Source organism: Bradyrhizobium sp. RP6, from assembly GCF_003837805.1.
Classification (GTDB): Bacteria; Pseudomonadota; Alphaproteobacteria; order Rhizobiales; family Xanthobacteraceae; genus Bradyrhizobium.
In genome coordinates, this window is record NZ_RQIT01000021.1 from 59,347 (window position 1) to 71,093 (window position 11,747).

Consider the following 11,747-nt stretch of genomic DNA (forward strand, 5'->3'; position numbering starts at 1 on the left):
ACTAGGAGTCTGACTTCGGACGCTGTCCGAGGAAGAAGGACGAGGACTTGAGCGGCGTGAACGACGGCCGCTTCAGGCCGGCGCCGATGAGCGGCATCGTGTCGGTCGGAGCCGTGATCGAGGCGGTGGTCCTGCCCTGCGGCGCATCCGGCGTGCAGGTGCCGGCGACGAAGCTCGGCTCCGGTCCAAGCGCGGTGCCGCGCCGGGCGTATTTGTCGTAGGCCAGCGGCAGCGTGTTGTTCAGGCCCTGATGGCCGGCGCCGCCCTTGGCGTCGATCGCCATCATCTCGCTCTGGCACATCTTGCCGGTCTCGACGCACATGTTGAGGATCAGGCGGTAGAGATCGGCATCGACGGAGCCCCAGCGGCGCACCGGCTCGTTCTGGCTGGGCTTTTCGAGCTGGAGATATTCGGCGCGGCCGAGCGAGCCGCCGGCCGACTTGGCGCTGGCGATCCAGGCGTCGAAGCCCTTGTCGTCGAGGCCCTTGAAGTTGAAGTGCATGCCGGAGAAGCCGGCGCCGCTGTAATTCGCCGAGAACCCCTTGTAGGTGCCGGGGTGGTTGACGACGGCGTGGAGCTTGGTCTCCATGCCCGGCATTGCGTAGATCTGGCCGGCGAGCGCGGGGATGTAGAACGAGTTCATCACCGAGGAGGCGGTGATGCGGAAGTTGATCGGACGATCGACGGGCGCGGCCAACTCGTTGACGGTCGCAATGCCGTAACCCGGATAGATGAAGAGCCACTTCCAGTCGAGCGCGACGACATCGACCTCGAGCGGGGCCTTGGACTGGTCCACGGCGCGGTCGGCATGAATGCGGCCGAGCGTGCGATACGGATCGAGCAGATGCGTGCCCATCCAGGTCAGCGCGCCCAGGCAGACGATGATCAGCAGCGGCGCCGACCAGATCACCAGCTCGAGCTTCGTCGAGTGGTCCCATTCCGGCTCGTAACGAGCGGCCGTGTTGGATTGGCGGTAGCGCCAGGCGAACAGCGCCGTCAGCGCCATCACGGGGAGGACGATCAGGAGCATCAGGACGGTGGAGATGATGACGAGGTCGCGCTGCTGGGCAGCGATGTCGCCGGCTGGCGCCAGCACGACATAGTCGCAGCCGCTGAGAGCGGCAGCCAGAGGTAGTAGCGCCAGGATCTTGAGACGAGACACGGGCCGAGCCTTTGAGAATGAGTTTCTTTTGCGGGGCCAACGGGTAGCTGCGGCGCAACAATCCGGACATTGGACAATTTGTCCAATGTTGCAGTGCGGAATGTTGGGACAGACAGGACCGGATTGCCTGGCCTTCAGCCGGGCGGTCGGCTTTGGTTTTCAGGACGTTAAGGGCGCACGAATGGCGACGGCACAGACCCCCGCAATGGCAGACCTCCACACGGGCGAGCACGGCCACGACCAGGCCAGTCCCGGCGAGATCGCTATCGGCGTCATCATCGGCCGCACCTCGGAATTCTTCGACTTCTTCGTCTTCGCGATCGCCTCGGTGATCGTGTTCCCGCGCCTGGTGTTCCCGTTCGCGAGCGAACTGACCGGCACCCTTTATTCTTTCATGATCTTCGCGCTGGCCTTCATGGCCCGTCCGATCGGCACCGTCATTTTCATGACGATCGACCGCGAGTACGGCAAGACGGCCAAGCTGGTGTCGGCGCTGTTCCTGCTCGGTACCGCCACCGTCGCGCTGGCGTTCTTGCCCGGCTATCACGAGATCGGCGTCGCGGCGATCTGGCTGCTGGCGCTGGCGCGCATCGCGCAGGGTCTGGCCTGGGGCGGCGCTTGGGACGGCATGGCCTCGCTGCTGGCGCTGAACGCGCCGCCCTCCCAGCGCGGCTGGTATGCGATGGTGCCGCAGCTTGGGGCGCCGCTCGGGTTGATCGTGGCGAGCGCGCTGTTCGCCTATTTCGCCGGCCTCCTCTCGGCCGACGATTTCTTCGACTGGGGCTGGCGCTATCCGTTCTTCGTCGCCTTCGCCATCAACGTCGTGGCGCTGTTCGCACGCCTGCGCATGGTGACGACGGAAGAATATGCCACGCTGTTCGAGACCCGCGAATTGCAGCCCTCGCGAATCTCCGAGACCGTCGCACGCGAAGGTCAGAACATCATGCTCGGTGCGTTCGCGCCGCTGGCGAGCTTCGCGCTGTTCCACATGGTTACGGTGTTTCCGCTGTCCTGGGTGTTCCTGTTCACCCGCGAAAGCCCGGTGCGCTTCCTGATCATCGAGATCGTCGCCGCCGTGTTCGGCGTCGCCGCGATCGTGATCTCCGGCATCATCGCCGACCGCGTCGGCCGCAAATCGCTGCTGATGGGATCGGCGATCGCGATCGCGATCTATAGCGGCTTCGCGCCGCAATTGCTCGATGCCGGCGCGTTCGGCGAGACCATCTATATGGTGATCGGCTTCATCCTGCTCGGCCTCTCCTTCGGCCAGTCCTCCGGCGCAATCGCCTCGAACTTCCGGCAGACATTCCGCTACACGGCTTCGGCATTGACCTCGGACATGGCCTGGCTGTTCGGCGCCGGCTTCGCCCCTCTGGTAGCGCTGCTGCTCGCCACCAATCTCGGCGTCATCGCCTCGGGTGCGTATCTGCTCTCGGGCGCGTTCTGGACCCTGCTCGCGCTCTGGCTCAGCGGCCAGCGCGAGGCCGGCGACATGGACGCGGGGCGGTAAGACTCAAGCGGTTGCCGGATAGCAGCGGACGTGCGCCTGGCGCACGTCAATCCGCCACGATCTTCACGCGATCGCGTACCTTCACCTGCGCGGTCCGATCGAGGCCGTTCAGCACGCGGAAGCGCTCGGCGGGATGATCGACGCCGGCCATGCGGTGGGAGAGCGATTCCACGGTGTCGCCGGGCTGCACGGTGATGACCTTGATGCGCAGCGGCCGCGCGGCCTGGATCTCGTCGAGTGTGAGACGGCGGAACGAGTTGACGGTCTCGCGCGCGTTGCGCTCGCTCTCGGTCGATTTCTGCCGTGTCGCGAAGATGAAGCGATAGACGTCGCTGCCAAAGCGCAGCGCATAGACCTTGAACTGCCACTGATCGCCCTTGGCGGTGGCGGACGCCGCCGGAAAACCGTTGATCGTGATATCCTCGGTCGACGCCTTCTCGACGCCCTCCATCCAGCCCGAATTCAGGTAGTCGCCGAGCGACTGTTCGGCCGGCACGCGCACCACGTCGAAGCGCATCGCCTGTGCGCCGCCCTCGCGCACGCCGATCACGGCCTGCGCGGTGTTGTCGAGCGTGAAATTCTCGGGCGCCTGGAAGGTGAAGCCGAGCTTCGGATGCAGGAAACGGCGGCCGCGGACAAAGCCTTCGCTGGGATCCTCGCCATAGACGAGGTTGTCGATCGCGGCGAGATAGCTTTCGCGGTCGCGCTCGGCGCCTTCAGGCGCAGTGTACTGCCGCGCGATATTCTGCGCGTTCTGCACGCGTTCCGGGGTTGCCGGATGTGACGAGGTGAAATCCTGCGCGCGCGGATCGAGCGAGCTCTTGCCGGCCTTCAGCTCTGCATTGCGCTCCATCGCCGAGAGGAAGCGCGCCGCGCCATAGGGATCGAAATGTGCCTTGGCGGAGATGCCGACCCCGATCCCGTCGGCCTCGAGCTCCTGCTTGCGCGAGAAGCTCGCCATGGTGAGCTTGGTCTTGGCCAGCGCCAGCGCAGTGAGATCGGGATCATTGCTCATGTCGGTGACGACGCGGGTGACGATCGCGGCCTGGCGGGCCTGGTCCTCGCGCATGGCGGCGTGCTTGGACAGCACATGCGCCATCTCGTGGCTGAGCACGGAAGACAATTCGGAGGTGTCGCTGGCGAGCGCGAGCAGGCCGCGCGTGACATAGAGCTGGCCGTTCGGCAGCGCGAACGCGTTCACCGCGCCGGAATTGAGGATGGTGACCTTGTAGCCCTGGTCGGGACGGTCGGAGGCCGCCACCAGCCGGTCGACGGTCTTGCTGACGAGCGCCTCGAGCCTGGGATCGTCATAGGTGCCGCCATAGCTCGCCAGGATGCGTTCGTGCTCCTTCTCGGTGGCGGGGGTTTGCGCCACGGCGGGCTTCGGCTTCGGCATCACGACGGTCGCCGGGGCCGCCGCGGTCTGGAACCGGCCCATATCGCCGCAACCGGCGAGAGCAGCCGCTCCCAGAACAAGGCACAGCGCGCCCGGCGCCGCCCGCAGGCGGCGGCGTTCAACCCATACGTGCCGTTCTAGCACCCCATCCACGTCGCTTAACCCGTGCCTGGCCTGACTTTAAGGCCTTACCCCTGCCGGCTCGTTTGCGCCCAGCAACTCGACCTGCCCCACGAGGCGCACATCGATGCGCGGCCCTGTATTCCCCTCAACCCAGCCCCGAACTCGAATACGTCGATTCTCCAGAGACTTAAGGCTGATGCCGGCGCCTTCGAACGCCGCCAGCGTGCGCTTTGAAATAGTCACGGCAAACCCGCGTGTCCAGCTCCGTCCGAAGTTGAGGTAGGTCGTTGCCCCAGCTTGCCGGACCGACAGGACTTTGCCTTCGACCACCGCAAAACGCCCGATCTCCGCCAAAATATCGTCCGGACTTTCCGTGTTTTTTATGGCCGACGGGTCAGCCCAGCTGCCCATTTTTTGGCGCCGTGCTGCGGCTTCCGACGCCATCAGGGCGGCCGCGCAGTCCTTGTCTGCGATCTCGGCGGAGACGATGGCGTCGCCCTGGGCGAGCAGCATGGCCTGCACCGGGCTATCGCTTCCGCCGAAGAAGACCAGCGCGCCCTGGCGGCCGTAGCGATCGGGCGCGTCGTCAGCGCTTCGCAGCGTCACGTTGCGGCCGATGAGCAGTGATGTCAGCGCCTGCTTCGTCGTTGCCGTCGGCTCGATCCCGGCAAGGCGGATTTCGCGGCCGTCGTCGAGCCGCATGCTGCGCGCATCGACGATCGCGGCAACGCGGCCTTCGCCTTGGGATTCGAACTGGCACGGATTGGCGAGCGCGGCGCTGCTCGCGGCGAGAAGACATACGACGACGAGATGAAGCAGTCGCGTCACGTGACCCGGAGAGGTTGCGTTGCGCGTTGATCTTAACTCGAACGATGCGTGAGGCGAAGACACTTCCTCACACTCCGTCATTGTGAGCGCAGCGAAGCAGATTCCCTCCGCGGAAAGATTCTGGATTGCTTCGATGCGCTCGCAATGACGCGGAGAAATCTTGCATCCTCGCCATTCCGCTTTGCGGAAATCATGTGCGGCGTTCGCGCTCTTGCAACCCCCTCGCGCTTTCTGCGCTGTTGCGCATGTGGCATGATTGCGGCAATAGCGATAGCGAACAGCTATCACCAAGAGCAATAACCAGGCCGCCATCAGAGTACGGCGCGATAAGGGAGATCGTTTTCGATGAAGAGAATTTTGCCGGGCATTCTTGCCGCCGCTTTTGCATTGAGTGCGAGTGTGGCGCAGGCCCAGGACAAGCCGCCGCTGAAGATCGGCGGCATCCTCGATATGTCGAGCCTGTATGCCGACATCACCGGTCCCGGCAGCGAGACCGCGGCCAAAATGGCGGTCGAGGATTTCGGTGGCGAGGTGCTGGGGCGCAAGATCCAGGTGCTGGCGGCCGACCATCTCAACAAGGCCGATCTCTCCGCCAACATCGCACGCGACATGCTCGACAACCAGGGCGTCGAGATGATCTACGACGTCGCGGCCTCCGCGACCGCGCTTGCCGCCGGCGAGATCGCGAAAGCGCGCAACAAGATCATCATGTTCAACGGCCCGGGCTCGATCCGTCTCACCAACGAGGCCTGTGGTCCCTACACGATCCACTACGTGTTCGATACCTACGGCCAGGCCAATGTGACCGGTCTTGCGGCTGTGAAGTCGGGTCTCGACACCTGGTTCTTCCTCACCGCCGATTACGCCTTCGGCCAGGACCTGGAGAAGGACACCAGCAGCGTCGTGACCAAGACCGGCGGCAAGGTGCTCGGCAGCGTGCGCCATCCGCTCAACACGTCGGATTTCTCCTCGTTCCTGCTGCAGGCCCAGGCTTCCAAAGCCAAGGTCATCGGGCTTGCCAACGCCGGCGGCGACACCGTCAACGCGATCAAGCAGGCGGCCGAGTTCGGCATCACCAAGGGCGGCCAGAAGGTCTCGCCGCTGCTCGCCTTCGTCTCCGACATCGATTCGATCGGGCTGGAGACCGCGCAGGGCCTGTTGCTGGCCGAGGCGTTCTACTGGGACCTCAACGACGACACGCGCGCATTCTCGAAGCGCTTCATGGAACGCACCAAGCGGGTGCCGACCTCGGCGCAAGCCGGCGTCTATTCCTCCGTCACACATTACCTGAAAGCCGTGAAGGCGGCCGGCACGACCGATGCCGCGGCAGTGATCAAGGTGATGAAGGAGACGCCGATCAACGATTTCTTCGCCAAGGGTGGCAAGATCCGCGAGGACGGCCGCATGATCCACGACATGTACCTGTTCGAGGTGAAGAAGCCGTCAGAGTCCAAGGGCCGCTGGGACGACTACAAGCTGCTCGCCACGGTGCCCGGTGCCGAGGCGTTCCAGCCGCTGGAGCAGTCGCGCTGCCCGTTGGTGAAGAAGTGACGGCGTGAGTCGTCGTGGCGACGAGCGCGCCCAACGGTAGGTCGTCATCCCGGGGCTCGCGCAGCGAGAACCCGGGATCCATCGGGCGGCAGTGACGGTTGAGGAACGGATTCCGGGTTCGCGCCAAGGGGCGCGCCCCGGAATGACGGAGCAAAACAGCAACAAGGGAGACGTCCTGTGAGCAACGACATGGTCCTGCAGAAGCTCGAAGGCGGGCTGCTCACCATCACGATGAACCGGCCGGAGCGGAAGAACGCGCTCAACCCGGACATGGTCGCCGGGCTGGTCGAGGCGGCGCGGCGCGCGGCCGACGATCCGGAGGTGCGGGCCGTGCTGTTCAAGGGCGCCGGCGGCTCCTTCTGCGTCGGTGGCGACGTCAAGTCGATGGCAGCGGGCCGCGCGCCGCTGCCGTTCGAGCAGAAGCTTGCAAATCTGCGCCGCGGCATGGAGGTCTCGCGCATCCTGCATCAGATGCCCAAGCCCGTGGTGGCGCAGCTCGATGGTGCCGCCGCCGGCGCGGGCCTGTCGATGGCGCTGTCATGCGACCTGCGCATCGCTTCCGAATCCTGCAAGATCACCACCGCCTTCGCCAAGGTCGGCTTCTCCGGGGATTACGGCGGGACCTATTTCCTGACGCAACTGCTCGGCAGCGCGCGGGCGCGCGAGCTCTATCTGATGTCGCCGGTGCTCACGGCCAGGGAAGCGCATGCGATCGGCATGGTGACCAGGGTCGTGCCCGACGCCGAGATCGATGCCGCCGCCCACGAGCTCGCGCTGTCGCTGGCACAGGGCCCGTCGATCGCGCTCGGCTTCATCAAGCGCAACATCAACAATGCCGAGCATCTGGCGCTGGAGGACTGCTTCGACGGCGAGGCGATCCATCACACCCGCTGCGGCGACACCGAGGATCACAAGGAAGCCGCCAAGGCCTTCGTCGAGAAGCGCAAGCCGACCTTCAAGGGCGCATGACCATGGCGCCCCATATGCGGCTGCGGCAGATCTGCCTGGTCGCGCCGCAGCTCGCGCCTGTCGTCTCCGATATCGCGGAGATCATGGGCCTGTCCGTCTGCTATCAGGACGGCAATGTCGCTAAATACGGCCTGGAGAACGCGCTGCTCCCGGTCGACACGATTTTGCTGGAGGTGGTTGCGCCGTTCAAGGAGGGCACTACGGCCGGCCGCTTCATCGAGAAGACCGGCGGCCGCGGCGGCTACATGGCGATCTTCTGCTGCGACGATCCGGACGCGCGCGGCCGCAACGCCAACGCGCTCGGCGTGCGAACCGCGAACGTCATCGACCATGCGCCCTATCACGGCGTTCAGCTCCACCCCCGCGACTGCCGCGCCGCCTTCATCGAGTTCAACCACACCGAAGGCAGCGACGACATTCTTGGCGCCTACCCGCCGGCGGGACCGGACTGGCAGAAGTTCATCCGCAAGGATGTGACGCAGGCGCTGACGGCGGTGGAGATGCAGAGCCCGAATCCGATCGAGCTTGCGGAGCACTGGGGCAAGATCATCGGCGTTGCGCCGACTGGCGCCGAACTGAAGCTGCCCAACGCAACCTTCCGCTTCGTGAAGGGCGCCAGCGAGATCATGAGCGCGTTGGAGTTTCGTGTGACTGACGTGGCGCAGGTGCTGCATGCCGCCAAGGCGAAGGGCCTCGCGGTTGCGGGCAAAGAGTTTCTGCTGGGCGGAGTGACGTTCCGGGTTGTAGCTTGAGCGGTTGCCACACACACCGCTGTCGTCCCGGACAAGCGAAGCGCAGATCCGGGACCCATAGCCACAGCGAGTGGTTTGGCGAAGACTCGGAGTTGTCAACTCGCGCTACAACCACTCCCTGTGGTTATGGGTCCCCGCTTTCGCAGGGACGACAGGGGAGTTTGTGGAAGCGCTAGAGGGACACGGCGAGACCCTGCCGCAATCACCGCCCTCTAAAATTCGCCACCCGCCGCTCTTCCGTGGCTTTCACGCCTTCCTTAAAGTCCTCCGTCGCGCGCAACCTGGTCTGCTCGGCGAGCTCGTGGTTGGTCGCGGCCATCACGCGGTCGGCGAGGCCAGCGCGCATCGTGGCGCGGGTGGAGAGCAGGCCGAGCGGGGAGCATTCGGCGATCTCGCCGGCGAGCTTCATCGCGGCCGCCTTGACCTGGTCCTGCGGCACCAGCTCGTTGGCGAGGCCCCACTTGTAGGCCTCCTCGCCGGTGACGCGGCGGCTGGTGTAGAACATCAGCTCGGCGTTGTTCTTGCCGATCAGCTCGGGCAGCGTCACGGTCAGGCCGAAGCCAGGATGAAAGCCGAGCTTGGTGAAATTCGCGGAGAAGCGCGCCTCGGGGCAGGTGACGCGGAAGTCGGCGGACACCGCGAGCCCCAGGCCACCGCCGATGGCCGCGCCCTGGACGGCGGCAACGATCGGCTTCTTGGCGCGGAAGATGCGGACGGCCTGGATGTAGAGATGGTTGATCGAGCCGAGACTGTCGGCCGGATCGCCTTTCTTCTCGGCCTCGCGCGCTTCCTGCGCCTGCCGAGCCGGATCCTGGAAATTGGCGCCGGCGCAGAACGCCTTGCCCTGCGCGGACAGAACCGAGGCACGAATCTCGATGTCGCGGTCGAACTCGTCGAGCGCATCCGCGATCTGGTTGATCAGCGAGATGTCGAAGAAGTTGAGCGGCGGGCGGCGGATCTCGATGGTGCCAACGTGCCCGACCTTCTCGACGCCGATGTCTTTGTAGGTGCTCATGATGATCCTCGATTGAATTAGCGCAGGCCCAATCCGCGGGCGATGATGCCGCGCAGCACCTCTGTGGTGCCGCCCTGGATGGTGAGCTTCGGTGCGGTCTTGATCGCGAAGTCGAGCTGCCGCTCCAGCGTCTCGCGGTTGGTCGCGGTCTCCTCGACGAAGGCGGCGAGATCGCGCACGCGATGCGGCAGCTGCTGCTCCCAGACCGTGCCGATGTCCTTCACGATGGACGCCTCGACCACTGGCTCCTTGCCGGCTTCCAGCATACCGGCCACCGAGACCGACATGCGCCGCATGGTGTGGAGTTGCGCCACCAGCCGGCCGATGCCCTCGGCGCTGCGCGTGTCCGGATTGGGGCCGACTGCGCGGACGAGCTCGGTCAGCACGTAATAGGTTTCGAGGAAGCGCTCGGGACCCGAGCGCTCGTAGGCGAGCTCCGAGGTCGCCTGCTTCCAGGCGCCGTCGATCTCGCCGAGCACATGATCGTCGGGAATGAAATGGTCGGTGAAGACGACCTCGTTGAACTCGTATTGGCCGGTGATCTGGCCGATCGGGTTCACCTTGATGCCGGGCTGCTTCATCTTGACCAAAAACTGCGTCAGGCCGTGGCGGCGGTTTTCCTTGGTCGGCGGCGAGGTGCGGAAGATCGCGATCATGTAGTCGGCGATATGCGCCGACGAGGTCCAGATCTTGGTTCCGTTGATGAGGTAGCCACCGTTGGTCTTGGTCGCACGCGTCTTCGCCGCGAACAAGTCGGAGCCGGAGTTCGGCTCGCTCATGCCGATGGCAAAGCAGATCTCGCCGCGGCAGATCCGCGGCAGGATATCCATCTTGATGTTTTCAGGGGCGTATTTCAGCAGCACCGGCCCGCTCTGGCGGTCGGCGACGAAGAAGCGTCGCGTCGGCGCGTTGGCCACGCGCATCTCTTCGGTCACGACGTAGCGTTCGAGGAAGGAGCGTTCCTGGCCGCCATATTTCTTCGGCCACGTCATCCCCAGCCAGCCCTTGGCGCCGACCCGGCGAGAAAATTCCGGTGCGTCGGTGTCCTCGCGGTTGGGCTTGTGCGGATCGAAGGTGCCGGCGGCGATTTCCTCGGCGAGGAAGGCGCGCACTTCCTTGCGCAATTGTTCGCATTTCTCCGGCAGGCGGATCGGATCGAAACGGAGGGCAGCGGTCATTGTTGTCTCGTCCCCTGATCAGCGCGACGCCACGAGCGGCCACAATTCGTCGGCGCCGCGGTTTGCGACGAGCTTGCCGAGCTCGACGGCCCAGTAGCTTTCCGAGCCGAAATCGTCCCGCCAGGCCAGCGCGCGCAGCGAATAGCGGTGCAGGATGTGCTCCATGGTGAAGCCGATCGCGCCATGGACCTGATGGGCGATGCCGCCGCCTTTCTCGGCGGCTTCCGCGCAGCGGATCTTGGCGGAGGCGGCTTCGAGATACACCTCGTCGTTGAAGGATCTTGCGTTGGCGATCGCGTCGGCGGCCGACGTCGCCGCCGCAAGCGCCGCGGCGGACTCGCCGGCAAGGCGCGCGAGATTGTGCTGCACCGCCTGGAATTTCGAGATCTTCTTCTCGAAGGCGACGCGCTCGTTGGAATAGCGCACGGAGATATCGAGCATGGACTCCAGCGCGCCTGCGATCTGGAGGCTGCGCGAGACGCCGCCCATCAGCATCAGCGTGGTCTGGTCGAAGCCCTTCGGCGCGGGTTTGATGGTGATGGGCTGGACCTTGTCGAGCGTCACGGTGTCGCTGTGGTCGTAGCCGACATTGAGCCCGGCCTCGATCCGCGCCTTGGCCGCATCGACCAGCGCGATGGAAACACCGTCCTTGCCGTGCGCCAGCACCGCGAAGTGCTTTGCTGTCTTCCCGAACGGCACGCCGCGGACGCGGCCGGAGAGCGCGCCGTCGGCATCGAGGCTGATGCGGTCCCTCGGCGATGCCGGCAACACTGTCATCTCGCCTTCGGGCGAGGCGATCCTGCCTTGCGCCAGCAGCCACCCCGCCAGCATGGTCTCGGCCAGGGGCACCGCGACCGCGAAACGGCCGGCGGCGTTCAGCAGTGCAAAGCCGTCGGCAAGGCTCGCGCCTGAGCCGCCGAGGTCATCGGACACCCAGGACAATGGCAGGCCCGCCTCGCTCAGCGCCTGCCACAGCGGCGCCTGCCACGAACCTTTCTTGTCGTTGTTGATGGTTTGCGGGTCGGCGAGATCGGCGAAGATCTTCTCCGCGGTCTCGACGACGATATTGTCACTCTCCGCCACAGCGTTCCCCGTGTCTTGCCATTGGCGCGTCCCGTTCCGTAGGTGGGTGCGCGGTCTCTTCTTGCGCCCGATGATCGAAAAAAGCCATGGCCCTGACAAGCGTTGATCGCAGGTCAGCCTGCGGCGCGGGCATGGGCGCAAGGGCCAATAGGAGGCTAATTCCGCTTAGCGGAGTTTGCT

The 11,747-nt window shown here is 65.2% G+C and carries 10 protein-coding genes; 4 read left to right on the forward strand and 6 right to left on the reverse strand.

From position 1 onward, the window contains the following. Nucleotide 1: 1 nt before the first annotated feature. The gene (gene cyoA / locus EHH60_RS28840; protein WP_124162764.1) at nucleotides 2-1,162 is read right to left on the reverse strand and encodes a ubiquinol oxidase subunit II; all 1,161 of its coding nucleotides are present in this window, start codon (nucleotides 1,160-1,162) and stop codon (nucleotides 2-4) included. A 181-nt stretch (nucleotides 1,163-1,343) separates the two neighbouring features. Here cyoA and EHH60_RS28845 point away from each other — a divergent pair, with 181 nt between their 5' ends. Next, a complete protein-coding gene (locus tag EHH60_RS28845) occupies nucleotides 1,344-2,672 on the forward strand; it encodes an MFS transporter (protein WP_124162765.1) in 1,329 nt (442 codons plus the stop codon). Between the two features lie 46 nt (nucleotides 2,673-2,718). On the opposite strand, the gene EHH60_RS28850 is transcribed toward EHH60_RS28845, so the two are convergent. Both EHH60_RS28850 and EHH60_RS28855 read right to left on the reverse strand, forming a co-directional pair. After that, nucleotides 2,719-4,110 carry a M48 family metalloprotease gene (locus EHH60_RS28850; protein WP_245454615.1) on the reverse strand — a complete coding sequence of 464 codons (1,392 nt, stop codon included), beginning with the start codon at nucleotides 4,108-4,110 and terminating at the stop codon, nucleotides 2,719-2,721. A 138-nt stretch (nucleotides 4,111-4,248) separates the two neighbouring features. Continuing rightward, nucleotides 4,249-5,100 (reverse strand): thermonuclease family protein, encoded by an 852-nt coding sequence (locus EHH60_RS28855; RefSeq protein ID WP_124162823.1) that lies wholly within the window; start codon nucleotides 5,098-5,100, stop codon nucleotides 4,249-4,251. A gap of 264 nt (nucleotides 5,101-5,364) precedes the next feature. On the opposite strand from EHH60_RS28855, the gene EHH60_RS28860 reads away from it, so the two are divergent. The 3 genes from EHH60_RS28860 (at nucleotide 5,365) to EHH60_RS28870 (ending at nucleotide 8,291) form a co-directional block, all read left to right on the forward strand. Then, nucleotides 5,365-6,570: an ABC transporter substrate-binding protein gene (locus EHH60_RS28860; protein WP_124162767.1), complete on the forward strand. Its 1,206-nt coding sequence runs from the start codon at nucleotides 5,365-5,367 to the stop codon at nucleotides 6,568-6,570. A gap of 177 nt (nucleotides 6,571-6,747) precedes the next feature. Beyond that, nucleotides 6,748-7,539 carry an enoyl-CoA hydratase gene (locus EHH60_RS28865; RefSeq protein ID WP_124162768.1) on the forward strand — a complete coding sequence of 264 codons (792 nt, stop codon included), beginning with the start codon at nucleotides 6,748-6,750 and terminating at the stop codon, nucleotides 7,537-7,539. Nucleotides 7,540-7,541: 2 nt separating this feature from the next. After that, nucleotides 7,542-8,291, forward strand: a complete 750-nt coding sequence (locus EHH60_RS28870; protein WP_199752146.1) for a VOC family protein — start codon at nucleotides 7,542-7,544, stop codon at nucleotides 8,289-8,291. 202 nt (nucleotides 8,292-8,493) lie between these two features. Here the strand turns inward: EHH60_RS28870 and EHH60_RS28875 are convergent, their stop codons facing one another. The 3 genes from EHH60_RS28875 to EHH60_RS28885 are packed head-to-tail and all read right to left on the reverse strand — an operon-like array spanning nucleotide 8,494 to nucleotide 11,567. Then, nucleotides 8,494-9,306, reverse strand: coding sequence for an enoyl-CoA hydratase/isomerase family protein (locus EHH60_RS28875; RefSeq protein WP_124162770.1), 813 nt, complete (start codon nucleotides 9,304-9,306; stop codon nucleotides 8,494-8,496). A 17-nt stretch (nucleotides 9,307-9,323) separates the two neighbouring features. Then, nucleotides 9,324-10,484: an acyl-CoA dehydrogenase family protein gene (locus tag EHH60_RS28880; RefSeq protein ID WP_124162771.1), complete on the reverse strand. Its 1,161-nt coding sequence runs from the start codon at nucleotides 10,482-10,484 to the stop codon at nucleotides 9,324-9,326. Between the two features lie 18 nt (nucleotides 10,485-10,502). Then, entirely contained in the window at nucleotides 10,503-11,567 is a 1,065-nt protein-coding gene (locus EHH60_RS28885) for an acyl-CoA dehydrogenase family protein (protein WP_124162772.1), read from the reverse strand. Nucleotides 11,568-11,747 lie beyond the last annotated feature (180 nt).

Excerpts from the sequence above, each read along its gene's own strand:
- EHH60_RS28845 (WP_124162765.1), top strand. The coding sequence starts at position 1,344 with ATGGCGACGGCACAGACCCCCGCAATGGCAGACCTCCACACGGGCGAG.
- EHH60_RS28850 (WP_245454615.1), bottom strand. The coding sequence starts at position 4,110 with ATGGGCCGGTTCCAGACCGCGGCGGCCCCGGCGACCGTCGTGATGCCG.
- EHH60_RS28855 (WP_124162823.1), bottom strand. The coding sequence starts at position 5,100 with ATGACGGAGTGTGAGGAAGTGTCTTCGCCTCACGCATCGTTCGAGTTA.
- EHH60_RS28860 (WP_124162767.1), top strand. The coding sequence starts at position 5,365 with ATGAAGAGAATTTTGCCGGGCATTCTTGCCGCCGCTTTTGCATTGAGT.
- EHH60_RS28870 (WP_199752146.1), top strand. The coding sequence starts at position 7,542 with ATGGCGCCCCATATGCGGCTGCGGCAGATCTGCCTGGTCGCGCCGCAG.
- EHH60_RS28875 (WP_124162770.1), bottom strand. The coding sequence starts at position 9,306 with ATGAGCACCTACAAAGACATCGGCGTCGAGAAGGTCGGGCACGTTGGC.
- EHH60_RS28880 (WP_124162771.1), bottom strand. The coding sequence starts at position 10,484 with ATGACCGCTGCCCTCCGTTTCGATCCGATCCGCCTGCCGGAGAAATGC.